This window comes from Bifidobacterium breve DSM 20213 = JCM 1192 (genome assembly GCF_001025175.1).
Classification (GTDB): domain Bacteria; phylum Actinomycetota; class Actinomycetes; order Actinomycetales; family Bifidobacteriaceae; genus Bifidobacterium; species Bifidobacterium breve.
The window spans coordinates 1,021,649-1,044,781 of record NZ_AP012324.1 but is presented as its reverse complement, the minus strand read 5'-3'; the positions used below and the strand labels follow the sequence as shown (position 1 = coordinate 1,044,781).

At 58.9% G+C, this 23,133-nt stretch carries 23 protein-coding genes and 1 pseudogene; 6 read left to right on the top strand and 18 right to left on the bottom strand.

The window, feature by feature from the left end; translation table 11 throughout:
- Window positions 1–76 precede the first annotated feature (76 nt).
- The 8 genes from sufC to aroC form a co-directional block, all read right to left on the bottom strand.
- Window positions 77–856: a Fe-S cluster assembly ATPase SufC gene (gene sufC, locus BBBR_RS04390; RefSeq protein WP_003829252.1), complete on the bottom strand. Its 780-nt coding sequence runs from the start codon at window positions 854–856 to the stop codon at window positions 77–79.
- A gap of 26 nt (window positions 857–882) precedes the next feature.
- Window positions 883–2,118 (bottom strand): Fe-S cluster assembly protein SufD, encoded by a 1,236-nt coding sequence (gene sufD, locus BBBR_RS04385; RefSeq protein ID WP_003829251.1) that lies wholly within the window; start codon window positions 2,116–2,118, stop codon window positions 883–885.
- 5 nt (window positions 2,119–2,123) lie between these two features.
- Complete coding sequence (gene sufB, locus BBBR_RS04380) at window positions 2,124–3,623, bottom strand: Fe-S cluster assembly protein SufB (protein WP_003829250.1); 1,500 nt, start codon at window positions 3,621–3,623, stop codon at window positions 2,124–2,126.
- 178 nt (window positions 3,624–3,801) lie between these two features.
- Window positions 3,802–5,430: a L,D-transpeptidase family protein gene (locus BBBR_RS04375; protein WP_003829249.1), complete on the bottom strand. Its 1,629-nt coding sequence runs from the start codon at window positions 5,428–5,430 to the stop codon at window positions 3,802–3,804.
- Between the two features lie 160 nt (window positions 5,431–5,590).
- On the bottom strand, window positions 5,591–7,255 hold the full coding sequence (locus tag BBBR_RS04370) for a CTP synthase (protein WP_003829248.1): 1,665 nt from the start codon (window positions 7,253–7,255) through the stop codon (window positions 5,591–5,593).
- Between the two features lie 119 nt (window positions 7,256–7,374).
- A complete protein-coding gene (gene aroQ, locus BBBR_RS04365; protein WP_025221555.1) occupies window positions 7,375–7,821 on the bottom strand; it encodes a type II 3-dehydroquinate dehydratase in 447 nt (148 codons plus the stop codon).
- A gap of 151 nt (window positions 7,822–7,972) precedes the next feature.
- Window positions 7,973–9,595 (bottom strand): bifunctional shikimate kinase/3-dehydroquinate synthase, encoded by a 1,623-nt coding sequence (locus BBBR_RS04360; protein WP_003829245.1) that lies wholly within the window; start codon window positions 9,593–9,595, stop codon window positions 7,973–7,975.
- 34 nt (window positions 9,596–9,629) lie between these two features.
- Window positions 9,630–10,817: a chorismate synthase gene (aroC, locus tag BBBR_RS04355; protein WP_003829244.1), complete on the bottom strand. Its 1,188-nt coding sequence runs from the start codon at window positions 10,815–10,817 to the stop codon at window positions 9,630–9,632.
- Window positions 10,818–10,865: 48 nt separating this feature from the next.
- Between aroC and BBBR_RS04350 the strand changes: the two genes are divergently transcribed.
- Window positions 10,866–11,339, top strand: coding sequence for a peptidase A24 (locus tag BBBR_RS04350; RefSeq protein ID WP_003829243.1), 474 nt, complete (start codon window positions 10,866–10,868; stop codon window positions 11,337–11,339).
- A gap of 101 nt (window positions 11,340–11,440) precedes the next feature.
- Here the strand turns inward: BBBR_RS04350 and mltG are convergent, their stop codons facing one another.
- The 6 genes from mltG to BBBR_RS04320 form a co-directional block, all read right to left on the bottom strand.
- Complete coding sequence (mltG, locus tag BBBR_RS04345) at window positions 11,441–12,628, bottom strand: endolytic transglycosylase MltG (protein WP_003829242.1); 1,188 nt, start codon at window positions 12,626–12,628, stop codon at window positions 11,441–11,443.
- Between the two features lie 12 nt (window positions 12,629–12,640).
- Complete coding sequence (ruvX, locus tag BBBR_RS04340; RefSeq protein WP_003829241.1) at window positions 12,641–13,093, bottom strand: Holliday junction resolvase RuvX; 453 nt, start codon at window positions 13,091–13,093, stop codon at window positions 12,641–12,643.
- Window positions 13,094–13,101: 8 nt separating this feature from the next.
- The gene (gene alaS, locus BBBR_RS04335) at window positions 13,102–15,780 is read right to left on the bottom strand and encodes an alanine--tRNA ligase (protein WP_003829240.1); all 2,679 of its coding nucleotides are present in this window, start codon (window positions 15,778–15,780) and stop codon (window positions 13,102–13,104) included.
- Between the two features lie 95 nt (window positions 15,781–15,875).
- Window positions 15,876–16,112 (bottom strand): hypothetical protein, encoded by a 237-nt coding sequence (locus BBBR_RS04330; protein WP_003829239.1) that lies wholly within the window; start codon window positions 16,110–16,112, stop codon window positions 15,876–15,878.
- Window positions 16,112–16,516, bottom strand: a complete 405-nt coding sequence (locus BBBR_RS04325; protein ID WP_003829238.1) for a DUF948 domain-containing protein — start codon at window positions 16,514–16,516, stop codon at window positions 16,112–16,114. Before BBBR_RS04325 ends, BBBR_RS04330 begins: the two co-directional genes overlap by 1 nt.
- An 82-nt stretch (window positions 16,517–16,598) precedes the next feature.
- Window positions 16,599–17,273, bottom strand: coding sequence for a histidine phosphatase family protein (locus BBBR_RS04320; RefSeq protein ID WP_032738178.1), 675 nt, complete (start codon window positions 17,271–17,273; stop codon window positions 16,599–16,601).
- Window positions 17,274–17,372: 99 nt separating this feature from the next.
- Between BBBR_RS04320 and BBBR_RS04315 the strand changes: the two are divergent.
- From BBBR_RS04315 to BBBR_RS04305, 3 genes and pseudogenes are all read left to right on the top strand, one after another.
- Window positions 17,373–17,611 (top strand): annotated as a pseudogene (locus BBBR_RS04315) (IS30 family transposase); the annotation flags it as partial.
- Window positions 17,612–17,684: 73 nt separating this feature from the next.
- Complete coding sequence (locus BBBR_RS04310) at window positions 17,685–17,981, top strand: type II toxin-antitoxin system RelB/DinJ family antitoxin (RefSeq protein ID WP_003829235.1); 297 nt, start codon at window positions 17,685–17,687, stop codon at window positions 17,979–17,981.
- Window positions 17,968–18,324: a type II toxin-antitoxin system PemK/MazF family toxin gene (locus BBBR_RS04305; RefSeq protein ID WP_003829234.1), complete on the top strand. Its 357-nt coding sequence runs from the start codon at window positions 17,968–17,970 to the stop codon at window positions 18,322–18,324. Before BBBR_RS04310 ends, BBBR_RS04305 begins: the two co-directional genes overlap by 14 nt.
- Before the next feature lie 176 nt (window positions 18,325–18,500).
- Here the strand turns inward: BBBR_RS04305 and BBBR_RS04300 are convergent, their stop codons facing one another.
- Window positions 18,501–19,103, bottom strand: coding sequence for a transglutaminase-like domain-containing protein (locus BBBR_RS04300; RefSeq protein WP_003829233.1), 603 nt, complete (start codon window positions 19,101–19,103; stop codon window positions 18,501–18,503).
- Between the two features lie 104 nt (window positions 19,104–19,207).
- Window positions 19,208–19,543 carry an SdpI family protein gene (locus BBBR_RS04295; RefSeq protein ID WP_225851429.1) on the bottom strand — a complete coding sequence of 112 codons (336 nt, stop codon included), beginning with the start codon at window positions 19,541–19,543 and terminating at the stop codon, window positions 19,208–19,210.
- Between the two features lie 110 nt (window positions 19,544–19,653).
- On the opposite strand from BBBR_RS04295, the gene BBBR_RS04290 reads away from it, so the two are divergent.
- Window positions 19,654–20,139 (top strand): cytidine deaminase, encoded by a 486-nt coding sequence (locus tag BBBR_RS04290; protein ID WP_003829229.1) that lies wholly within the window; start codon window positions 19,654–19,656, stop codon window positions 20,137–20,139.
- Window positions 20,140–20,279: 140 nt separating this feature from the next.
- Window positions 20,280–21,062 (top strand): gamma-glutamyl-gamma-aminobutyrate hydrolase family protein, encoded by a 783-nt coding sequence (locus tag BBBR_RS04285; protein WP_003829227.1) that lies wholly within the window; start codon window positions 20,280–20,282, stop codon window positions 21,060–21,062.
- 336 nt (window positions 21,063–21,398) lie between these two features.
- On the opposite strand, the gene rpsD is transcribed toward BBBR_RS04285, so the two are convergent.
- Window positions 21,399–22,025: a 30S ribosomal protein S4 gene (rpsD, locus tag BBBR_RS04280; RefSeq protein WP_003829226.1), complete on the bottom strand. Its 627-nt coding sequence runs from the start codon at window positions 22,023–22,025 to the stop codon at window positions 21,399–21,401.
- 196 nt (window positions 22,026–22,221) lie between these two features.
- On the bottom strand, window positions 22,222–23,133 hold the full coding sequence (locus BBBR_RS04275) for an ABC transporter ATP-binding protein (RefSeq protein ID WP_003829224.1): 912 nt from the start codon (window positions 23,131–23,133) through the stop codon (window positions 22,222–22,224).

The window sequence follows — 23,133 nt, the reverse complement described above, 5'->3', positions numbered from 1 at the left end:
TGGCCCGAGCAGCCTGGAGCGGTCCCGGGAACAGAACATCACGGCCCAACGCGTCAGCTACATGAATCGGTCAAAATCAGGCCAGTGCGGACTCGGAGTCGGCGCCTTCGGGCAGGTACTGGTCGTAGCCGTTCTCTTCGAGCTCATCAGCCAGCTCGGGGCCGCCGGTCTTGACGAAGTGGCCGTCGGCGAACACGTGCACGATGTCCGGCTTGATGTACTTCAGGATACGGGTGTAGTGCGTGACCATAAGGATGCCGAACTGGTTGGCTTCCTTGGCGCGGTTCACACCTTCGGAGACGATACGCAGAGCATCCACGTCCAGACCGGAGTCGGTTTCGTCGAGGATGGCGAACTTCGGCTTCAAGAGTTCAAGCTGGAGGACTTCGGCGCGTTTCTTCTCACCGCCGGAGAAGCCTTCGTTCACGGAACGGGAGGCGAACTTCGGGTCCATCTTGAGTCGCTTCATGGCCGCAGACAAATCCTTGGCCCACTGGCGGATACCGGGGGCTTCGCCGTCGATTTCGGTCTTGGCGGTGCGCAGGAAGTTGGTCATGGAGACACCCGGCACTTCGACCGGGTACTGCATGGCAAGGAACAAACCGGCCTTGGCGCGCTCATCGGGGGTCATCTTGAGGATGTCCTGGCCATCAAGGAGGGCCTCGCCGGAGTCGACCACATACTTGGGGTGACCGGCCAGCGTGTAAGCGAGGGTGGACTTGCCGGAGCCGTTGGGACCCATGATGGCGTGAGTTTCGCCGGAGTGAACGGTCAGGTTGGCGCCCTTGAGGATCGGCTTGATGCCTTCCTTGGTTTCGACGTGGACGTGCAGGTCCTTGATTTCGAGTGTTGACATTGTTGTGCTCCTAAAAAATGCTGTTCTTACTTGTCTTCGAGGACCTGAGCCATGGCATCGTTCTCGCCACGTGCCAGTCGTCGGTCAATCACGGTCATCAGATGTTCGGAGATGGCCGGGATGCCGATCTCTTCAACAAGTTCACCAAAGAAGCCGCGCACCACAAGCTTGCGGGCATCGGTTTCGGGAATGCCGCGGGATTCGAGGTAGAACAGCTCCTCGTCGTCGAAGCGTCCCACCGAAGAGGCATGGCCGGCACCGATGATGTTGCCGTTCTCGATTTCGAGGTTCGGTTCGGAATCGGCGATGGCACCCGGAGTCAGCACCAGGTTACGGTTGAGCTCGTACGAGTCGGTGCCGGGTGCGGTCGGCTGGATGAGCGCATTGCCCACCCAGGTGGAGTGTGCGCCCTTGCCGTCAAGCGCGCCCTTGTAGACCACGCGGGACTTGCAGTCGGGGTGATTGTGCACCACCATCGTGCGGTGCTCGATGTGCTCGCCGGGATCGACAAAGTAGATGCCGAGCATGTTGAGGTCGCCCTGTTCGCCACCGAAGTCCTGATCCATACGGATGCGCACGATATCGCCGCCCAGGGTCACGACCGAGTGACGCAGGGATGCGCCTTTGCCTACGTGGATACGATGGTTGCCCACATGCTTGGCGGTTTTGGCCCATTCCTGAATGAACGTGGTGGAAACATGCGAGTCCTTGCCGGTGGTGATTTCCACACCTTCGGCCAGGCGTGCGTCGCCGTCGTGTTCCACGACGACGTCCGCATGGGCTTTGTCGGCAGCGGCGATCACCAGATGGAAGGCATCGAGATCGGCTCCTGCGCCGTGCACCTTGACCAGCACAGGCTGAGTAATCTCGCCGGTGAGCTCAAGAATGGTGGCGGTGGCGCCGGACTCCCACTCGACCGCAGAGACGCGGTCATTCGGCTTGGAGACAGTACCGGACAGGCCTTCGCCCATCTTGACCTGGGTAAGCTTGATACCTTCGGCGAGTGGTGAGCCGTCGATCATCGAGACTTCGATCTGCGTTTCGCCGGAGGGTTTGAACACGGTGAAGAATTCGTTGATGCGCTCAATCGGCGTGTAACGCCATTCGTCCTGTTTGCGGTTCGGTTCGGGGTAATCACTGGCGTTGAAGGAACGTACGGCATGATCCACGGAAGACGGCATGGCGGCCGGAACCGCGTACGGGTCGTTGGGGTCGGCGACCGGAATCTGGATTTCCTTGACGGGTGCTGTGTTATCGGTCATTGGAATCAGCCCACCGATCCTTCCATCTGAAGTTCCACAAGTCTGTTGAGTTCGAGCGCGTATTCCATAGGCAGCTCACGGCTGATCGGCTCAACGAAGCCGCGCACAATCATGCCTCGCGCCTCCTCTTCGGTGAGTCCTCGGCTCATCAGGTAGAAGAGCTGGTCTTCGGAAATCTTGGAGACGGTGGCTTCGTGGGCCATCGAGACGTCGTCTTCACGCACGTCGACATGCGGGTAGGTGTCGGAGCGGGAGAAGTCATCGACCAGAAGAGCATCGCACACGGTCGAGTTGGAGGAGCCATAGGCGCCCTTGACGATTTTGACGAGGCCGCGGTAGGCGGAACGTCCGCCACCACGGGAGATGGACTTGGCCACGATGGTGGAGCTGGTGTGAGGAGCCAGATGAATCATCTTGGCACCGGTGTCCTGATACTGGCCCTTGCCGGCGAAGCCAAGGGACATAGTGGATGCCTTGGCATACGGCTCGGCGAGAATGCAAGCCGGGTACTTCATGGTGGCCTTGGATCCGATGTTGCCATCGACCCATTCCATGGTGCCGCCCTCGCGCACGTAGGCGCGCTGGGTGACCAGGTTGTACACGTTGTTCGACCAGTTCTGCACGGTGGTGTAGCGCACGCGAGCGTGCTTCTCGACAATGATCTCCACGATGGCGGCGTGCAGTGAATCCTCGGACCAAATCGGAGCGGTGCAGCCTTCCACGTAGTGCACGTAGGAGCCTTCGTCGGCAATGATCAGCGTACGTTCGAACTGACCCATGGCCGGGGTGTTGATGCGGAAGTAGGCCTGCAGCGGGATGTCCACATGCACGCCCTTCGGCACATACACGAACGAGCCACCGGACCATGCAGCAGTGTTCAACGCACCGAATTTGTTGTCTTCCGGAGGTACCACGGTGCCGAAATACTTCTTGACGAGTTCGGGGTATTCACGCACTGCGGTATCGGTGTCGACGAAGATTACGCCCTGCTTTTTCAGGTCCTCGCGAATCGAGTTGTAAATCACCTCGGATTCGTACTGGGCAGCGACGCCGGAGACCAGACGGTTCTTCTCGGCTTCGGGGATGCCGAGTCGGTCGTAGGTGGAACGAATGTCATCGGGCAGGTCGTCCCAGCTTTTAGCCTGCTTCTCAATCGGCTTGACGTAATACTTGAAATCATCGGCATTGAAACCAGACAAATCCACACCCCAATCGGGCATGGGCTTGTCGAGGAACGCCTTGAAACCGCGCAGACGCATGTCGAGCATCCATTGCGGCTCGCCCTTGTCGGCGCTGATGGCGCGCACGACGTTTTCGTCTATGCCTCGTTTTGCGGCTTCGCCGGCGGCGTCGGAATCATGCCAGCCGTAGCTGTAATCGCCGAACTGGCTGATGATCTCGTCATCCTGCTTGATCTTGTCCTCGTTGACGCGGGTGCGATCGGCCACATACTGGCTCATCTCCACGTCAGCGGCGGCGTTTGGTGCTGTGTTTTCGGTCACCATCCTGCCTTCCTTGTTTCACACATAGTCCTACGTAAACCTAACAGAACCCAAGCTGAAACACTACCAACCCGACTGAATATTGGCTGTGCGCATACGTGATGTATCGCACACGTGCACAGCTATGGCAAGAGCCCGTCCGCAGACGGGCTCCGAAGTCGATTCATATGCGATTGTACGGCTACAGCTGCACGTGCACAGTAGTGCCGTTCAGGCACCAGTCATAGAACCAGTCGGACACATCCCAACCGATGCCCACGCAACCGTGGGAGATGTTGTTCATGTTGGCGATGGTGGCGTCGCTGGTGAAGCTCGACTTGGCGATACGGTGAATGGCGCAACCATCCTTGGAGAAGTAGTTGACGTCACCCACACCCTTGACGCTCCAGTGACTGACCGAGCCGTCGGACAGGGTCACGTTGCCACTCATGTCCTGTGTGGGGTACTTGAGCCAGACCTTGAAGTCGCCGGTCGGCGTGCACAGGTCACCCTGGCATACACCGGTGGTGCGGTTGTTGTCCTGGCCCACGGAAGCATGGAAAGTCTTGATCTCCTGATCATTCTCGTACACGTGTACCAAACGATCAGAGAGGTCTACGACCACATGCCGCTTGGTGGCCTTGGTCTGCATCGGGTCAACCGTACCGTCAAGAGTGACTGCCCCATTGCCCTTGGCCAGCGCTTCGACGGCCTGCTGTCCAACGTTCGAGTCGGTGCCATCGGTAAGGGTGACTCCGTCATGACCTTCCTTGATGACCTGCAATTCGTCGCCGTCATTGTTGACGATAACTTCGCGGTCCTCATGATCGGTCTTCAGATTGGCCTTGATGGCGTCGTTGTAATACTGCTGCAGCTTGCCAGCGTCGAACACCACATAACCGTTTCGGGTCTGGCCATCGGTCAGCTTCGCGTTCTCGTTCGCGTTTATGCTCATAGCCGCGGCAAGTGCGGGTGCGTTGATGGCGGCAATCTGATGATCTTGAACCTTGATGGCCACAGGGTTCTGCAGCAAGGTGTCCAGTGTGGACTTTGCCTGGGTGGCGATATCGTCCGTCACCACCGGATCGGTGGCTTTCAGGCTGACGCTGACGGTCTTCGGCTCATACGAACCAAGAGACTGCACCGACTTTACTGCTGCATCAGCCACGGGAGCGACATCCGCACCCTCACCTTGGGCACCGGCAACAACATCGAAACCGGTCTGGTCACCGTTCAATTGCACAGCTGCATCTACCGGCTTGACTTCGTTGACGCCGAGCTTCTGGTTGAGCGTATCGGAGACTGCGGCACCAGCATTGGCCGGAGCGGTGGTCACGTCCTTCTTCACCCAGAATGCGTAACGCTGCCAGAAAGCGTCGCCGCGCTTGGCGTTCACCACTTCGGATGCAAGGGCACCCGAGTCGACGCTGAGACCCAGATCCTTGAATGAAATCTTGGCGGTCTTGCCGTCATACGATACCGGAACAGTGGTGTTGTTCACCGTGTCATCAATGGTGGCAGCGATTTGGGACTGGCTGCGCCCCATCATGGGGTTGCCCCACAGAGTCGTTCCCGGCAAGGCGTGGGACTGGAAGAACCAGAAGCCTCCGCCCAAGCCGGCACCCAGCACTACGACAACACCCAATACAATCCAAGGCCATACGTGACGCTTGCGGTGCTTGACCTTCACGGCGTCGCCATCATCAATCGACTGATCCATAGGCTGAGCTACATCGAACGGGGTGAATACCGCTGTTGCTTCAGCATCGCTGAAGCTCCCCGCAATGTTCGGCTGCGATCCGCCCACAGGCTGTTCATAATTATCGGTCATATGAACTGTTACACATTCTCTCGTTTACTGGTTATATGTGGCATTATGCACTTGAGGCCATTATGCATCATGGCCATGAATTCCAAGTGATTCATGGCCATGGTTTGTCATAGGCTGGCGCGATTTACATCACGTTGATATTGCCGTCAATAGTCTGGGTTCAGCCGCGAGCTTCCTGGTGCCCCAGCGAAGCCTTGACCAGACCGGCGAACAGCGGGTGCGGCTTGGTTGGGCGGGACTTGAACTCCGGGTGGGCCTGGGTGGCCACGTAGAACGGGTGCACATCCTGCGGCAGCTCAACGAACTCGGTGAGTTCGCCGTCCGGGCTCTGACCGGAAATGCGCAGTCCGCCCTCACGCAGGCGATTCTTGTAGGCCACGTTGACTTCGTAACGGTGGCGGTGACGCTCGGTGACATGCGTGGTGCCGTACAGCTCAGCAACCAGCGAGCCTTCTTCGAGGTCAGCTGGGTAGGAGCCGAGACGCATGGTATGGCCCATGTCGCCCTTGCCGGCCACGATGTCCTTCTGCTCTTCCATGGTGGCGATCACCGGGTTGGCGCAATCGGGCTCGAACTCGGTGGAGTTCGCGTCCTCGATGCCCAGCACATGGCGGGAGTACTCGATGACCATGGACTGCAGGCCCAAGCACAGGCCGAGGGCGGGCAGCTTGTTCTCGCGGGCGAACTTCAGCGCACCGATCTTGCCTTCGATTCCGCGGATGCCGAAGCCTCCGGGGATTACGATGCCATCGATGTTGTCGAGTGCGGCGGCAGCACCTTCCTCGGTTTCGCAACGATCGGCCGCAACCCACTTGACGTTGACCTTGGCCCAGTTGGCGAAGCCGCCGGCCTTGATGGCCTCGGTGACGGACAGATAGGCGTCCGGCAGGTCGATGTACTTGCCGACGATGGCAATATTGACTTCATGCTTGGGGTGGTGCACACGCTCCAGCAGGTCGGCCCATTCGTCCCAATCGACGTCATGGAACGGCAGACCCAGCTCACGCACCACATAGGCGTCGAGGCCCTCCTCGAACAGGATCTTCGGCACGTCGTAGATGCTCGGCGCGTCCACGCAATTGACCACGCCTTCCGCATCGACATCGCACATCAGGCTAATCTTGTCCTTGATGGACTGGTTGAGCGGGCGGTCGGAGCGAAGCACCAAGGCATCCGGGGAGATGCCAAGCTGACGAAGCATCATCACGGAATGCTGGGTGGGCTTGGTCTTGAGCTCGTGTGCGGCGGAGATGTACGGCACCAGGGAGACATGCACGAACATGCAGTTCTCGGCACCGAGATCACGGCGAACCTCGCGGGCGGCCTCGAGGAACGGCTGGGATTCGATATCGCCGACGGTACCGCCGATTTCGGTGATGATCACATCGACATCATCGGAAGCCTGGGCGCGCATGCGGGACTTGATCTCGTTGGTGATGTGCGGGATGACCTGCACGCACTGACCGAGGTATTCGCCGGCGCGCTCCTTACGCAGCACTTCCTGATAGATCTGACCAGTGGTGACGTTGGCCTTCTGGGAGAGGAAAACGTCAAGGAAACGCTCGTAGTGGCCGATGTCGAGATCGGTCTCGGCGCCATCTTCGGTCACGTAGACTTCACCGTGCTGGAACGGGTTCATGGTGCCCGGATCGACGTTGATGTACGGGTCAAGCTTCTGCTGGAGCACCTTGATACCACGGCTGCGCAGCAAACGACCCAGAGACGAGGCAGTCAGACCCTTACCGAGAGAGGAAACAACGCCGCCGGTGACGAAAATATGCTTGGTGACGTGTTCTTGAGAATTACCATGTGTTCTTCTAACCATGGAATTTCACTCTATCATCCGCGTATGACCCGGCGTGTTACCGACATACGGTTTCGTTGAATCCATTTGCCGCCGCATCCACCGCGGCGGCAAAGCCTTTCCATAAGGATATATCGCGACTATTCGGACAGCAGATGGGCTACGGCGTCGAGGGCGAGCTTGTAGCCGTAGAAGCCCATGCCGGTGATGGTGCCGGTGGCGACAGGGCTGATGACCGAACGTTTGCGGAATTCGTCGCGGGCGGACGGGTTGGAAATGTGGACCTCCATCAGCGGCAGATTTTCGTCAATGACCATGTGGGCAGCGTCGGCGAGAGCGTAGCTGTAGTGGGTAAAGGCCGCAGGGTTCATGACCACAGGGGTCTTTTCGTCGGCGGCCTGATGCATCCAATGCACCATTTCGGCTTCGTCGTCAGTTTGACGCACTTCGACTTCGAGACCAAGCTCCTTGCCCCACTGGGTGCAGAGTTCACGCAAAGTGTCGAGATCCTGACGGCCGTAGACGTCTGGTTGACGGACGCCCAAACGACCGAGGTTCGGGCCGTTGACGACGATTACTTTGATCATGTTTTGCTCCTTCGTCAGGTTCCCCTCAGTCAGCTTCGCTAACAGCTCCCCTCAGGGAGGGGAGCCAAGGTCTTCTCTGGTTCCCCTCCCTGAGGGGAGCTGGCTCGCGTAGCGAGACTGAGGGGAGCCAGGAGCGGACGGTTGCTCAGATTTATTGCTGGATACGGCGGAAGGCTTCTTCCACGGCATCGGCGGGCGGGTTATCGAGATGAACCACGTGGCCAATTGAGTCGAGTACCACGAAGCGCAGCTCGTTGCCGCGGGCCTTCTTGTCGCGGTGCATCAAAGCGAGCACGTCATCGAACAAGCCACCGTTCCATGAAGTCGGCAGGCCCAGCGAAGTGAGCAGCGAACGATGGTAATCAACCAGATCCTGATCGATGTGACCGGTCAGATGCGCCAGTTCAGCGGCATACACCATGCCGACTGCCACGGCATTGCCGTGCCTCCAGCGGAAGTGCTCCAGCTGTTCAATGGCATGGGCCAGTGTGTGACCATAGTTGAGGAACTCACGCAGGCCTTTCTCCTTGAGATCGGAGGAGACATGGTATGCCTTGACCGTTACTGTGCGCTCGATAAGTTCGGCGACCACATCTTCCATCGGCGAGCCAAGGAATGTGGAGCCGTCGAAAGCGCGCAGTTGCGCGGCATGTCGTTCAAGAACCGTCAGGATTTCGGGGTCGCGGATGAAACCGGACTTAGCGACCTCTCCGAGACCTTCGATGAAGATGTCGTTGGGCAAGGTGGCCAGAACGTTCATATCGGCCAGCACGCCGGCTGGCGTATAGAAGGATCCGACAAGGTTCTTGCCTTGCGGGGTGTTGATACCAGTCTTACCACCGGTGGAGGCGTCGACCATGGCCAGCAGGGAGGTCGGGCAGTTTACATAGCGTACGCCACGCATCCACGTAGCAGCCACAAAGCCCGCCAGATCGGTGGCGGCACCGCCGCCCAACCCCACCACGGCATCGGAGCGAGTAAAACCTTCGTTGCCGAGGCGTTCCCAAATGCGATTGGCCACAGTGATGGTCTTACCGGGTTCGGCGTCCGGAATCACGATGTCGGATACCTCATAGCCGCCTTGCCGCAGCAGTGCGCGAGCACGGTCGGAGTGCCGCTGCACCGGCTGAGTGTGAATCAATGCGATACGGACCGGCTTGGAACCCAAAACATCGACCAGACGGTTCATCGCGCCTTCGCCGATGACCACGTCATAAGGTTCAATGGCGGCACCATCGATATGCACCGTTCGTTGGGAAACCATATCTATCACCTTCTTGGCTGCTCCCTGCGGGGTAAGTCCGCGGGTATGCACATGAACATTGGCCACGTTGCGGAACACGGGATCGCGTTCCTTGAAGAGCTTCTTCCAGCGGGCATTGGCGTCACCATTGAGCATGGGACGTCCGCCGCCACGATTGGCGCGTTCCATCGCCTCTTTCGGGTCGGCATCGAGATACACCACGCAACCGCCCTGGGCGATATAGTCCACCAGTGCTTCCTGTGTGGAAGGCGTCATGGGCGCTCCCCCACCAAGCGAGAAAATGCCGTCAAAATCCTCAAGGAAATCAGCGATGAGATCGGCCTCAACCTCGCGGAAGGCGGGCTCGCCATGCTTATCGAAATAGGCGGGAATTTTCATGCCCACCTCGTGCTCGATTTCCACATCGGCATCGGCGAATGGCAGCCGCAGCATGTGCGCCACTTCCTTGCCGACACGGGTTTTGCCGGCACCCATCATGCCGATGATTACGGCGTGGGGACGTGCTGTCATAGCGTATGAACCTTCTTGATCGTGTTCCGGCGACTCAGCGCATGTGCTCGGGCCATGAAGCGAGGTACGCCTCAAGGTTGCGGTGAGTCTCCTCCACGCTGTCGCCACCGAACTTCTCCAATGCATACTTGGCGAGCGTCAGGCGCACCATGGCTTCGGCCACCACGGAGGCGGCGGGCACTGCAGTGCTGTCGGAACGCTGGTTGATGGCCGCGGCAGATTCACCGGTCAGCACATCGACGGTACGCAGAGCCTTCGGAATGGAGGGAATCGGCTTCATGGCGCCACGTACGCGAATCACCTGGCCGTTGGACATGCCGCCCTCGATGCCACCTGCACGGTTGGAGAGTCGGTCGATGCGGCCGTCCGCGTTGACCACGATCTCATCGTGAGCCTGGGAACCGGGGCGAGCCGCTTCAAGGAAGCCATCGCCAATTTCCACGCCCTTGAATGCCTGGATTCCCATGATTGCCGAGGCCAGCGCCGCGTCCAAACGGCGGTCGGATTCCACGTAGGTGCCGATGCCTGCGGGCACACCATAGGCAAGTACTTCAATGACACCGCCCAACGTATCGGCAGCCTTCTTGGCCTCGTCAATGCGCTCTATAATGCGAGACTCGGCTCCCTTGTCCAAGGTACGAACGGGAGAAGCGTCAAGGGCTTCCAAGTCATCCGGAGTGGGCAGCGGCAGGTCGGGGTTGGTCTGCACGCCGCCGAGCGCCACCACATGAGCCACGGTACGAATGCCGAATGCCTGCTCAAGGAACTGCTTGGCGACTTCACCCAGAGCCACGCGGGAGGCGGTCTCGCGGGCGCTGGAACGCTCGAGCACAGGACGGGCGTCGTCGAAGCCATACTTGCGCATGCCGGTCAAATCGGCATGGCCCGGACGCGGACGGCTCAGCGGCGCATTGCGACCTTCACGCGGCAAATCGTGGTCGAGGGCATCGGCGCTCATTACTTCGGTCCACTTGGGCCATTCGGTGTTGGCGATTTCGATGGCCACCGGAGAGCCGAGCGTCAACCCATGACGTACGCCAGTGAGCAGTCGCACCTGATCCTGTTCGAACTTCATACGGGCGCCACGACCATAGCCGAGCCTACGGCGGGCCAGCGCGGAGACGATGTCGTTGGTACTGATGCGAATGCCGGCCGGCAGCCCCTCGATCATGGCCACCAAGGCCTCTCCATGCGACTCCCCTGCTGTCTGCCAGCGCAACATAGCATCCCTCGTTTCGTATGTTCAGTAACTAGGGGTTAATGTTAAGCCATGCCATACCTGTTCACCTTGCCCGGTCTGCTATGTGGGCTTGCACTGTCCATTGAAGATGTGCGGTGCAGGCGGGTGCCGATTGCATGGGTCGCGGTAGGTGCGTTGCTGCAGCTGGCCGCGGATTTCGCCTATGGCGTGGTGGCAAACGATTTGTTCGTGCTGTTACAGGCACTGCTGTTTACCGTGTTGTGCTGCTTGGTTCAGTTTGCATTGGCGCTCATTGTGCCCAAATCACTGGGATTCGGTGACGTGACCGCATTGGTTCCTATGGGGTTGTCCGTCGGCTTATTCGGACTGCTGCCTGTGGTGGTGTGGTGGCTGGCCATGGGTATGTGCGGTATCGCGTGGATCGCGTGGTGGACGAGGTTCGACCCGCAACGCAAATCACCGGCGTATGCGGGCAAAGTGCCGTATGCACCGGTGATATTGGTGGGAGCCGCTGTAGCGATTGTTGTTGGGGTTGTCTTGTAAGTTCTCTCCCCCACCCGCTTCGCGGGAGCCCTCATCAGAGGGGGGGCTACAAGAACGGGCCACCTGCCGTTTTCTCCACTAGAGGGACTAGCAGGGATGGACTACTGCCCGTTTGCAGCCTGCCACTGGCGCAGCTCTGCAACGTTCTGATTGTGTTCGTCGGCAGTGGCGGCAAACTTGGTTTCGCCGGTGTTGAGATTCACTGTGCAGAAGTACAGCCAGTCACCCGGTTCGGGGTTCAGCGCAGCCGAAATAGCGTTGTCGCCAGGATTGCTAATCGGAGTGGGAGGCAATCCGGCAATCTGATATGTGTTATACGGGTTGGAGGCATCCTGCGTCATAGCAGTAGTGACTTCTGCCGACTTCACATTATTGCCATAGGCCACCGTAGAGTCCATGCCCAAGGCCATGCCCTGATCGAGACGATTCTCAATGACACGTGTCACCTTGGCGTAGTAGTCGGATTTATTGACCTCGGCCTCAGCGATGGATGCAATGATCATCACCCGTTCACGATCGCTGCCACTGGGGACTCCCAGTTCATCGAGTTTGGCGATGCGCTTGTCGACCATGGCCTTGAGGATGTCCGACGCGCTGGTCATGGATTGCACGTTGTAGCTGCCTGGTTCAAACCATCCTTCAAAGCTGCCAGCGGCCTCGGCCGGTAGGATGCCGGATCCGCCACCGTTCACGATGGTATCGAACTCGCTGCGATCAATGCCGGACAGGCGTGCGGCCGCATCAAGAACGTCAGCGACGCGTTCGCCCGACTTGACATCCAGGAATCCGGAAGCGTTGGATGAGTCAGATAAAATGGCCAACACGTCGCTGGCTGCCATGTGCTTTTTCAGCGAGAACGTGCCGGGGTACAGCTTGGCATCATTGGCCATGACCACACTGGTGAACGCGGCGGCAGACTTGATGATCTTCTGCTTGAAGAGGTTCTTCGCAATGACATCAGCACCTTGTCCCTCTTCCACAGTGAATTGGACGTCGCCATCGCCAGGACCTGGATAATCAGCGATGACAGCGGTCGTCTGGCTCTGGCTGTCTCGAATAGACTTGAGCTTCTTCACACCAAAATATCCGCCGCACACCATCAGTGCGATAACCACGATAACCGCAATGATGACCATGGTATGGCGTTGCTTACGTTTCTCGCGGCGCTTGCGCATCTCCTTGCGGGACTTCGGCGGCTGCGGAGGTTCCAGCGAGCCGCCGGGCGGATTCGCGTTCCCTTCGACCCAATGCGTGTTCTCGTCGAAGAAATCGTTGAAATTGTCTGCCATAAAACCGGTCCCTCACTGTTCCCCCGCACGGTCAAGTGCCGTCTGCAAAATCACCACTGCCGACTGCTGGTCCACCATTGGCCTATGCTTGGTCGAAGCCTTCTGAGCCTCAAACAGCTGACGATGAGCGCTGACCGTTGTCAATCTCTCATCTACCAATACTACCTGCGGAATCTGGGGTTCTTGGGATTCTTCTCTCTCGGAACGCAAACGCTTCTCAAGGTTTACGGCCCATCTGCGCGCCTTCTTGGCGCTTTTGCCTTCAGTGCCGTCCATCTGCAACGGCAGTCCCACGATGATATGGGTCACGTGCTCGTCCTCAACGACATTCAGCACTTCATCGATGGCAAAGAAATAGTCACCGGCAACATGAATGTTCCCGGCTGGGTGTGCAAAGGTAAGCTCCGGGTCGGACAATGCGAGTCCGACCCGGGCGTTACCCAAATCAACGCCTAACCACACCACGGGCGTTATCAGGCCTTCTGCGCCTCGTGCTTGAGCGCCTCAAGTGCCTCGTTGATCTTGGAGGCATCGGCGCCGCCGCCCTGGGCGAAGTCCGGCTTGCCGCCGCCACCGCCGCCGAGGATCTTGGATGCGCCGCGCACCAGATCGCCGGCCTTGATGCCGGCCTTGCGGGCGGCTTCGTTGGTGGCCACGGCGACCATGGGCTTGTCGTCCTCGTTCACACCGGCGAGAGCCACCACGGCGGGGGCGTCCTCACCGAGCTGGCCGCGTACGTCGAGCACGGTCTTGCGCAGGGCATCAACCGCACCGAAGTGGCCCACGTTCTTGATGGCCACCTTGACGGGAGCAGCAGAGTTCTTGGCGTCTTCGACCAGAGCCGGAACAGCGGCGGCGAGCTGGGCCTCGTACATGGAGGCAAGTCGACGGTCGGATTCCTTGAGCTTGGCGAGCAGGGTGTTCACACGCTCGGCGAGCTCGTCCGGACGGGCGTTGAGCTTGTCGGACAGCTGGGAGACCAGCGCGTGCTCACGAGCGTTGAAATCGTATGCGCCCTGGCCCACGACGGCATCGACACGGCGTACGCCGGAACCGATGGATGCCTCGGAGAGGATGTTGACCATACCGATCTTGCCGACGTGGTCCACGTGGGTACCACCGCACAGCTCACGGCTCCAGCCGTCTTCGCCGATGGAGACCACGCGCACGACGTCGCCATATTTCTCGCCGAACAGGTGCATGGCACCGAGGGCGATGGCATCGTCGAACTTCATTTCCTTGGTGGTCACGGCGAGGTTGTCGCGCAGCTTGTCGTTGACGCGCTCCTCAACAGCGGAAATCACGGACTTGGCCGGAGCCTTGGACCACTGGAAATCGAAACGCAGACGGTTCGGGGCGTCTTCGGAACCACGCTGAGTGGCCTGCGGGCCGAGCTCTTCGCGCAGCGCCTTGTGTACCATGTGCGTGGCGGTGTGCGAACGGGCAATGGCGCCACGGCGGGCCAGATCGATGTTCGCATTGACTTCAGCGCCCACGACCAGCGTGCCTTCAGTCAGGCGGCACTGGTGAACGATGAGGTCCTTGATGGGCTTCTGCACGTCGTCGACTTCGAGCACGGCGCCGTCATCGGAGAGAATCTCACCCTGATCGGCAAGCTGACCGCCGGCCTCCGCATAGAACGGGGTACGGTCGAGGATGACCTCGACGTTGGCCGGGCCGGTCACGGCGGGCACGGAGCCCTTGCCTTCCTGCATGATGCCGATCACCTTGGCACGGGCGGACATGTCCGTGTAGCCGAGGAAGTCGATCGGCTTGGCGAGCGTCTTCTTGAAGTCGTCATAGACCGACAGGTCCACGTTGTGACGCTTCTTGAGGGCGTCGGCGCGGGCACGGGACTTCTGCTCGGCCATAAGCTCGCGGAACTTGGCCTCGTCGACTTTCACTCCTTGGTCGGCGGCCATTTCGAGAGTCAACTCGATCGGGAAGCCGTAGGTGTCGTGCAGAGTGAACGCATCAGAGCCGGAGACCACCGGGTCGGCGGTCTTCTTGGCCTTCTTGACGGCCACGTCGAGAATCTCGATGCCGTTCTCCAGCGTACGACGGAACGCATCTTCCTCGCCGTAGGCCGCTTCGGAGACATCGTGGAAGGTGTCGTTAAGCTCCGGGTAGCTGGCGACCATGGCCTCCTTGGAGACGGGCAGCAGCTCGGGAATCACCGGATCGGTCACGCCAAGCACGCGCATGGCCTGCACAGTACGACGCAGCAGACGCCGCAGCACGTAGCCGCGGCCGACGTTGGACGGGCGCACGCCATCGGACATAATCATCAGCGCGGAACGCACGTGGTCGGCCACGACACGGAACTTGACATCCGCGGCCTCGTCCTCGCCGTACTTGCGGCCGGACAGGCGCTCGGCGGCCTCGATGACCGGGAAGACCTCGTCGGTCTCATAGATGTTCTGTTTGCCCTGCATCAGGTAGGCCAGACGTTCCAGACCGGCGCCGGTATCGATGTTCTTCTGGGCCAGCTCGCCGACGATGTGCAGGTCGGTCTTGGACTTGACATTGTCGACCTCGTAGTTCTCGAACACGAGATCCCAAATTTCGATAAAGCGCGTCTCGTCGGCCGCAGGGCCGCCATCACGGCCGTATTCGGGGCCGCGATCCACGTAGATCTCGGAGCAGGGGCCGCCGGGGCCAGGGCCGCCGGTGGTCCAGAAGTTGTCTTCCATGCCGAAAATCTGCATGTGCTCGGGATCAAAGCCCTCGTTCTTCCAGATGGAACGGGCTTCCTCGTCGTCGGTAAAGGTGGTGACCCACAGCTTTTCCGGGTCAAAGCCATAGCCGCCCTGGTCCTGCGGGGTGGTCAGCAGCTCCCAGGCGTAGTGGATGGCCTCTTCTTTGAAGTAGTCGCCGATGGAGAAGTTGCCAAGCATCTGGAAGAAGGTGCCGTGGCGGGTGGTCTTGCCGACCTCGTCGATGTCGAGCGTGCGCACGCACTTCTGGTTCGAAGTCATGCGGCGCTTCGGCGGGGTCTGCTCACCAAGCAGGTAAGGAATGAACGGCACCATGCCGGCGATGGTGAACAGCGTGGTGGGGTTCGGGGAAATAAGGGACGCCGAAGGCATGACGAGATGGTCGTGCTTGGCGAAGTAATCGAGGTATCGCTTGGCGATGTCCGCAGTGCGCATGAGCGGATGAACTCCTTGTAGGTTTGTTTCGGGCGCAATTGCGCCACTATCAGTGGAAAGTATGGATTAAAGGATTGCGTAAGGCCGTGCGCGTGTCAGTTGGCGCGCTCAGTGTACTGACGATTGAGCTCAGCCTCACGGGCTCGACGGGTCGCATTGAATTCATTGACCAGGCCTTCGAGCGTCTTCATCGGCACATTGTCTTGATCGGGACCAAGCAGGAACTGACGGGCCGCGTCAGGCGTATTGGCCTTGACATAGGCCTGTGCCTTGGTGACGGCCATCACGCCGATGGCCACACCGACGCCCACCCAAAAGATGCGTTTGAACATCACTCCCCCTTCTGAGCGGTCTTGTTGGCCTTCTGAGCGGTCTTGTTGGCGTTCTGAGCCAGGAACGACTGGCCAGTGGCCTTCAAGGCATAGAAGGCCGAAGCGACCTTGATAACCGGCTTGCCAAGGAAGGATCCATACAAATCGGTCAGGGCACCCACGTTGTTGGCGGTGGTGGAGGCCGCAGCGGAAATCTTGTTGACATCCTCAAGCGACTTGTTGACCTGCTTGACGGTGGTCACGCCCTCATCCAATGCGGGGATGGCATGCTCACCGGATTCCTTGACGGTCTGCGAAATCTGGTCGAACATCTTGCCCAACCGAATTAGCGGATAGATCATGAATCCGGCCAATACTGCGAACGCGATGGCCGCAATCAGGCCTGCGATCTCTCCGACTCCCATTGTTGCCTCCTTGAGGTCACACTTACTCGGATAAGGGTAGCACTCCTCCCCTATTTACCCGTGCAACTGACGATGAAATACGCTATTTGCCGTATGAGACGATGGTCACGGCCTGCGAAAACGGTTTGGTTGTGTCGAAGTCGAGTACAGTTACCGAGCCGTTGGCCGGTCGTTCGCTAAGGTCAAGATCGGGGCCTCCGAAACGGTGGCCGAGGCTGAGCAGCGTGTTACCGTGCGAAATCTGAAGCACATCATCGCCATCCTTGAGATTGGGGTTGCTGGCGATGAGCTGGAATGCTCCTTCGACGCGCGTCCAGTATTCTTCATCGGATTCCGCGTCATGGAAGGGGTCGGCCTCTTTCAGGAAATCACGGGAGGCGGCCAGACCAAATTTGGCTACGATGTCGTTGTAGTCCTTCGCGCCGTGAGGCCCACCCGCAGCGGTCCAAGCCAGCGACATGTCCTGACCCTCGAAGTATCCGTAGCATTGTTCGCGGAAATGCATATCGGCCGTGAGTTCTGGCCGCGCATGTCCGGCAGCCTCATTGATATCGAGAATTCGCTTCGCTGTGATTTCGGCGCGAGAGGTATCGGAACAATATGCCGCCGCAAAATCATAGCCCTCAAGTTTGCGCCCGGCCCTGTCGGCATCGGCAAGTCCGGATGCGGTGAGCGGCGCATTACACCATCCCTGAAGACGGTTGTATTTATTGAACGTGGTTTGCCCATGACGAACCAGATGCAAATGCAGAATCATGGTTCCCATGCTACCGCAGTCCGCTAAAACGCAGGAACCCCCCGTTGTCTAAATGAAAGTGCAACACCCGTTAGATTGGAGATTGTCCAGATAGCCAATTTCGCCGACCCGTACAGCTCGTGGCGGCGCGGCGGCAACGAGAACGGGAACGGCATGATCCGCCGCCACCCGCCCAAACGCACGCCCGTCGCCCCCTCCATGGCACGCGAACCGCAGGAGACCGTCGACGAAACCGACAACAGGCCCATGCGAGTGCTCGGCTAGCGCACCCCTGCCAAGGCATTCGCCGACGAACCGCCAGAATCAGCCGAAAACAAGGATGCTGCACTTACAAATAGACAACGGGGCCCCAGCTGACATGACTGATTTGAGGTATGATATACGTATGTCACACCACTGTTATAGGGAGTAATGATGGCTATCAAGGAGAAGACCACGATCAGTCTGGATGCGCAGACCAAGCGTGACGGCATCGCCATACTTGACGCCATGGGGTTGAACCTGAGCACGTTTGCCGAAATGTCTCTCAGACAATTGGTACGCGACGGGCGTCTGCCATTCACGCCAAGCGTCCGCCCTTCATTCGAAAAAGACAACGAGGGATATCCCCTGTTCAAAGCGAACATGGATGATCCCCGCATCGTGACGCCCCAGATACGTGATGGTGCCGTGATCCTGCCGGAGGGTTGGGACGATGATGAAGACTGATCCGCACCAGTTCGAGATATGGTGGGTGCCGTTCACTTTTCCCGACAAGCCAGGCAAAGCGAAGAACCGTCCCAGCGTGATCCTCCAATGGGACGACGGCACCCGCATCGCCTTGGTGACCAAGGTCACCGGCAACACCTGGCGCGACGAACCGGGCTATGTGGTGCTGCGTGACTGGCAGGACGCGGGACTGAGCAAGCCCAGCGCCGTGCGATGCTCGCAACTGCTGCGGCTGCCAAGCAGTCTTTTCCTCGACGACGGCCCGACAGGAAGACTTTCGGCATATGATGCCGGCCGCGTCACCTGGGCGATCAACGAACTCTATCCGGGCCTACTAGCCTGAGAGCAACCGATACCGTCACCATCCCTGTCGAGGTGCTTGCCGCAGCACGGGTCACCGACGTCACTCTTGTCAAGTTTGGCGTGATGGGCTGTTGTCGCGGGCGGATCGTTCCCCGCTAACCGCTAATGCAGTCCGAACCAGCCGCTGCCTCCTGCCTCCCGATAAAAATGAATTCGTCAAATTCTTTCGGGCAGCGAATGCAGATACATGTATAGAGCATCTGTACTATTTTCAAGAATGCTCATTGTCTGCGGCAACGGTTCGGCATACACAGTTTTATAATCCACCTCATCGTACTCTTTCCGAATGGGGAAAGCCAAACGTTCATCGTCAACAGAAAAGTCTGCTTGTACACCCTCTTTATTCCCTCTTGCATCTACACGAATCCATCGGTCAATGGATCTCAGATAAATGGCATTCAAGGCATGGATGCAGTATCCGCTTTCAGGCGTACTGCCTAACGTAAGCCTTTGATAGCATATTCCGGCAGGAATGCCATTTGCCCTTAATAGGGCGGCCAATAAATTAGATTTTGCCCAACAAATACCGACGCCCTCCCTTAATGCGTCTGAGGCTGTTGCCGTGACTCTTTTGTCTTGGACATCCCATGAATGCTTGATTTCATCTCTAACAAAATAGTAGGCGGCTTTTGCCAGTTCGATTTCGCCTTCAGTGGAGTCTTTTAGTTCCTTGGCTTTTCTTTGTACACTCGGTTCATTCCAATCGATATAGTGCGAAAAGGCAAGGTAGCTACTGATATCATCTTGAATATCCAACATATAACACCTCCGAGAATCCCGATTCGTCGCTCTCTTACTTTTTACCCCGTTGCGAAGTTGGTTGTTTCAGCAAGTCCGACATAGCGGCTTCTCGCCAAGCTATCTCATTTTCGTGCAGACCGATCTGCCACAACAACGACGACCAGATTGGCCAGCACCATGACAACAAGCGTGGCCACCAACGCAATCAATGCCTCCGATGCCATGTTATTGAAGTTCTTCTCCATGGCCCCGCCAATGATGATTTCGAGGGCGATGAGGAACAGGGCACATGCATCAACGAGGAATATCGGAGCGTACTGCTTGTGAATCCGATTCCATGTGTCTTCGGATGACATTGTTGCCGGCGTTTTGATGCCTACCGAATTCTGCAAAGGCAACGTTCCGTTCTTTGCATCACGATAGGCCCCGACCAAAAACACGCCGACGACCACGGCCACAACTACTTCGACGATAAGCATGCGTCAAGGATATCTCCCCCCCCCTAGACTAGTAATGGTTTGAATCCCGCCTGCCCACCGATGGCAGGTCGATTACGCGAGGTGACCATATGGCTCCAGTGGAGCGTCATATCGAGGAAACGCTGTATCGCAGTGCCGTGGAACTGATCGAGCGAAGGTATCCGACAGGATGGGGAGGCGCGGCGGCGATGCGACTCGCCGGCAAAGACAACGGTAAACATGACGGAAGCAACGGCTCGGATGCACTTATCGTCACGAGCGTGGCGATTGAGACACCCAATGCCGCCGCTTCGCTATGCATCGAGGTCGGAGCGATGTGCGAGGCGATGAAGCTTGATCGCCGTGTCACCCACACCATCTGCGTCGTACGCGATGACGAACACGCCCCGTTCACCGTGTTGTCTCCATGCGGCATCTGTCAGGAACGGCTGCGCTATTGGGGCGACGACGTGATGTGCGCCGTGTCCGACAACAATCAGGGAGAGCATCCGTTGTTCGTGCCGCTGCGCGACCTGCAGCCGCACCATTGGACCCAGGTGTACCCACCAGCCGAATTGGAACACTACGAGCGATAAGCCGCCCTTGATTGAAATCCCTACCCCCCCCTAAGCTATGCAGTAGACTCCGCCCACAAGTCACACTGGTACAATTTTTCAGGTTCGAGACTGTAGCAAGTTGAGTCGCTTTATCAGTAAGTACACGTTTGGAGGTAGCGATGGCCCACCGTCCGCTTATCGGCGTGGTCCCGTTGTGGGACGACACACTGAACAGCCTGTGGATGCTGCCCGGCTATTTCGACGGCATCATCGAAGCCGGCGGCATCCCGGTGATGCTGCCGCTGACCGACGATGAAGCTGCAATCGAACAGCTGGTCGGCCAATGCGACGGATTCCTGGTCACCGGCGGCCACGACGTGGATCCGGAACGGTATGGCGAGGCGGCCGGCCCCAAGACGGTCAAACTATGCAAGGCCCGCGACCGGATGGAGGAGCGCCTGATCCCCTCCGTCATCGCGGCGGACAAGCCATTGCTGGGCATCTGCCGCGGCATCCAGAGCCTCAACGTCGCCTTGGGTGGCACGTTGTGGCAGGATCTGCCGGACGAACATCCCAGCCCGGTCGTGCATCATGGCGACAAGCCGCCGTATGACCCGGTGGTCCACGAAGTGTCGATCGCGCCCGATTCGCCGTTGGCCCGCGCGTTGTGGCCGCTGGGAGACAACGGCCCAAGTGAGGCGGAGGCCGATGAGGTCGATTCCTTCGGCAAGCCGTATCATCCGCGCGCCTATACGCTGGGCGTCAACAGTTATCACCATCAGGCGATTCGCACGCTGGGCCAGGGACTGGAACCGATGGCCACCGCGCCGGACGGCATCGTGGAGGCGGTCTGGATGCCGGCCAAGCGTTTCGTCTGGGCCGTCCAATGGCATCCTGAGTTCTCCCACCGCGCCGATAGCAACCAACGTCGCATCCTCAGCGCCTTCATCGACGCCTGCTGACGCAAGCTCCCGCCAATCTCGACGAAACGCCTTCCAAGAAATGGCTTGCCCGCATCCGTAGACCAGAAGATATTCGATCAATGTGCCGAACGGACTCATCGCAACAACAACATCCAGATCACCCACAATGCAGATGACAAGACTGCATGAGCGCCCAGCGCCGCAGCTCAAGCCCAAAGTCCGCCCCATTCCTCCTGCGCAGAACGGCCTGATTCCGTTCATCCAGTCTCCGGGAAAACGCCCGCGCCCCGGAACGCGAGAACCCCGCGTCCCTTGCGGGAGCGGGGTCCAAGCGGTATGTCCTTGATTCTGATGTTTCAGATAAGGGGGCCCGAATCAGCGGGCGTAGAATTCGACCACGTACTGGATGTTGACCTGCACCGGAATCTCTTCGACCTCGGGCTTGCGGGTCAGGGTGGCCTTCAGGGAGGCAAGGTTCACGTCGAGGTAACCGGGAACCGCGGGCAGCACATCACGGTGCACGCCTTCGGCGGCGATCTGGAACGGAACCATGGTCTGGCTCTTGGCCTTCACCTGGATGGTCTGGCCGGGCTTGACGCGGTAGGACGGACGGTCCACCACGTTGCCGTCAACGAGGATGTGACGGTGCACCACGAACTGACGGGCCTGGGCGGTGGTGCGGGCGATGCCGGCACGCAGAACCAGGTTGTCGAGACGGGTCTCGAGGTCGGTCAGCATGGCGTTACCGGTCTGGCCGGCGGTACGGGTAGCCTTCTCGTAAGCGGCGCGGAGCTGCTTCTCGGAGATGCCGTACTGAGCGCGCAGACGCTGCTTCTCGCGCATACGCACCGCGTAATCGGATTCGGTGCGGCGACGGTCGCGGCCGTGCTCGCCAGGAGCGTACGGACGCTTTTCGAAAATGCGCTGAGCCTTGGGGGTCAGTGCGATGCCGAGGGCGCGGGACAGGCGCACCTGACGGCGAGAACGCTGAACGTTCGTCATTGGATTATTCCTTCTGTCGTTATCTGAACGGAACGTTTGGTTTCGTATGATTCCAAACGCTGAGTCGGGCCTCTCCAACGCTTCGTCGTGATTGCTCACGAGCGGGTTGGCGTTCTTGCGATCGCCTACCGCCGACCCGTTGACGGGCTATGACTCCAGACGGCATCTACCAGTCGGCAGACACCAGCGAACAATATTACACCGCAGCCATGGACAGCACTCCGGCATCCATGCGGTATACCTTGTCCGCATACTCCAGCGCATCCGGATCATGCGTGACCATGAGGATCGCCGTACCGTTATCGGCTTGGCTTCTCAGCAGTTGCATCACGATGTCAGTGCTCTCTTGGTCGAGATCGCCGGTCGGTTCGTCCGCGATAAGCAATTTGGGCTGATTCATCAGGGCGCGGGCGATGGAGACACGCCGCATCTCACCACCGGATAGTTCGCGCGGATAGCTGTCCGCCAAATCGGCGGCACCGAGCTGGGTGAGCAGATGCTTGGCGCGCTCGGTAAATAAGTCGGGCTGGCTTGCAGCTGAGTTTGACGGTTTACCGTCAGCATCTGCAATCGGCGCGATGACATCCGGCATAAACGGATCCGGCTCGGTGGAAGACTCGGTACTGTTCTCATCGGATGCGGAACCGTTATCGGCCTCAGATTCGATGCAAGGCTCGGTCTCGGCCATATTGTTCTGTTTTTGCACGGCTGCATCGTCCTTATTCTCAGCCTCCATGAACGGCAGAGCATCCGGGAACATCGTCGCGGGCAGAATCACATTGTCGAGCACCGTGAGATTGCCGAGCAGGGTCTGGCTTTGGGTCACGAAACCGATGGTTCGGTTGCGCAGTAGGGACAGTTCCTTATCGCTCAGCTCAGTCACTTCGCGCCCATCCACATGCACGGTTCCCGAACTTGGGCGCACCAATCCGGCGACCATATTAATCAGGGTGCTTTTACCGTTGCCTGAGCGACCGACGATGGCGACGAATTCCCCAGCGTCAATCGTGAGATCGACGTGACTGACCGCGTCAAACGGCGTGCCGCGACGGACGAACTGGCGGGTCAAATCCACCAATTCCAGCAGATGAGATGCAGTTTCGGTCAT

Bases quoted from the DNA above. Each gene is read 5' to 3' on its own strand.
- alaS (WP_003829240.1), bottom strand. From the start codon at position 15,780: ATGCGCACTGCGGACATCGCCAAGCGATACCTCGATTACTTCGCCAAG.
- rpsD (WP_003829226.1), bottom strand. From the start codon at position 22,025: ATGACGAACGTTCAGCGTTCTCGCCGTCAGGTGCGCCTGTCCCGCGCC.
- BBBR_RS04370 (WP_003829248.1), bottom strand. From the start codon at position 7,255: ATGGTTAGAAGAACACATGGTAATTCTCAAGAACACGTCACCAAGCAT.
- BBBR_RS04360 (WP_003829245.1), bottom strand. From the start codon at position 9,595: ATGACAGCACGTCCCCACGCCGTAATCATCGGCATGATGGGTGCCGGC.
- BBBR_RS04290 (WP_003829229.1), top strand. From the start codon at position 19,654: ATGGCTCCAGTGGAGCGTCATATCGAGGAAACGCTGTATCGCAGTGCC.
- BBBR_RS04325 (WP_003829238.1), bottom strand. From the start codon at position 16,516: ATGGGAGTCGGAGAGATCGCAGGCCTGATTGCGGCCATCGCGTTCGCA.
- BBBR_RS04305 (WP_003829234.1), top strand. From the start codon at position 17,968: ATGATGAAGACTGATCCGCACCAGTTCGAGATATGGTGGGTGCCGTTC.
- BBBR_RS04375 (WP_003829249.1), bottom strand. From the start codon at position 5,430: ATGACCGATAATTATGAACAGCCTGTGGGCGGATCGCAGCCGAACATT.
- BBBR_RS04310 (WP_003829235.1), top strand. From the start codon at position 17,685: ATGATGGCTATCAAGGAGAAGACCACGATCAGTCTGGATGCGCAGACC.
- BBBR_RS04300 (WP_003829233.1), bottom strand. From the start codon at position 19,103: ATGTTGGATATTCAAGATGATATCAGTAGCTACCTTGCCTTTTCGCAC.
- BBBR_RS04275 (WP_003829224.1), bottom strand. From the start codon at position 23,133: ATGACCGAAACTGCATCTCATCTGCTGGAATTGGTGGATTTGACCCGC.
- BBBR_RS04350 (WP_003829243.1), top strand. From the start codon at position 10,866: ATGCCATACCTGTTCACCTTGCCCGGTCTGCTATGTGGGCTTGCACTG.
- sufD (WP_003829251.1), bottom strand. From the start codon at position 2,118: ATGACCGATAACACAGCACCCGTCAAGGAAATCCAGATTCCGGTCGCC.
- BBBR_RS04285 (WP_003829227.1), top strand. From the start codon at position 20,280: ATGGCCCACCGTCCGCTTATCGGCGTGGTCCCGTTGTGGGACGACACA.
- BBBR_RS04330 (WP_003829239.1), bottom strand. From the start codon at position 16,112: ATGTTCAAACGCATCTTTTGGGTGGGCGTCGGTGTGGCCATCGGCGTG.
- sufB (WP_003829250.1), bottom strand. From the start codon at position 3,623: ATGGTGACCGAAAACACAGCACCAAACGCCGCCGCTGACGTGGAGATG.
- BBBR_RS04320 (WP_032738178.1), bottom strand. From the start codon at position 17,273: ATGATTCTGCATTTGCATCTGGTTCGTCATGGGCAAACCACGTTCAAT.
- sufC (WP_003829252.1), bottom strand. From the start codon at position 856: ATGTCAACACTCGAAATCAAGGACCTGCACGTCCACGTCGAAACCAAG.
- aroC (WP_003829244.1), bottom strand. From the start codon at position 10,817: ATGTTGCGCTGGCAGACAGCAGGGGAGTCGCATGGAGAGGCCTTGGTG.
- aroQ (WP_025221555.1), bottom strand. From the start codon at position 7,821: ATGATCAAAGTAATCGTCGTCAACGGCCCGAACCTCGGTCGTTTGGGC.
- mltG (WP_003829242.1), bottom strand. From the start codon at position 12,628: ATGGCAGACAATTTCAACGATTTCTTCGACGAGAACACGCATTGGGTC.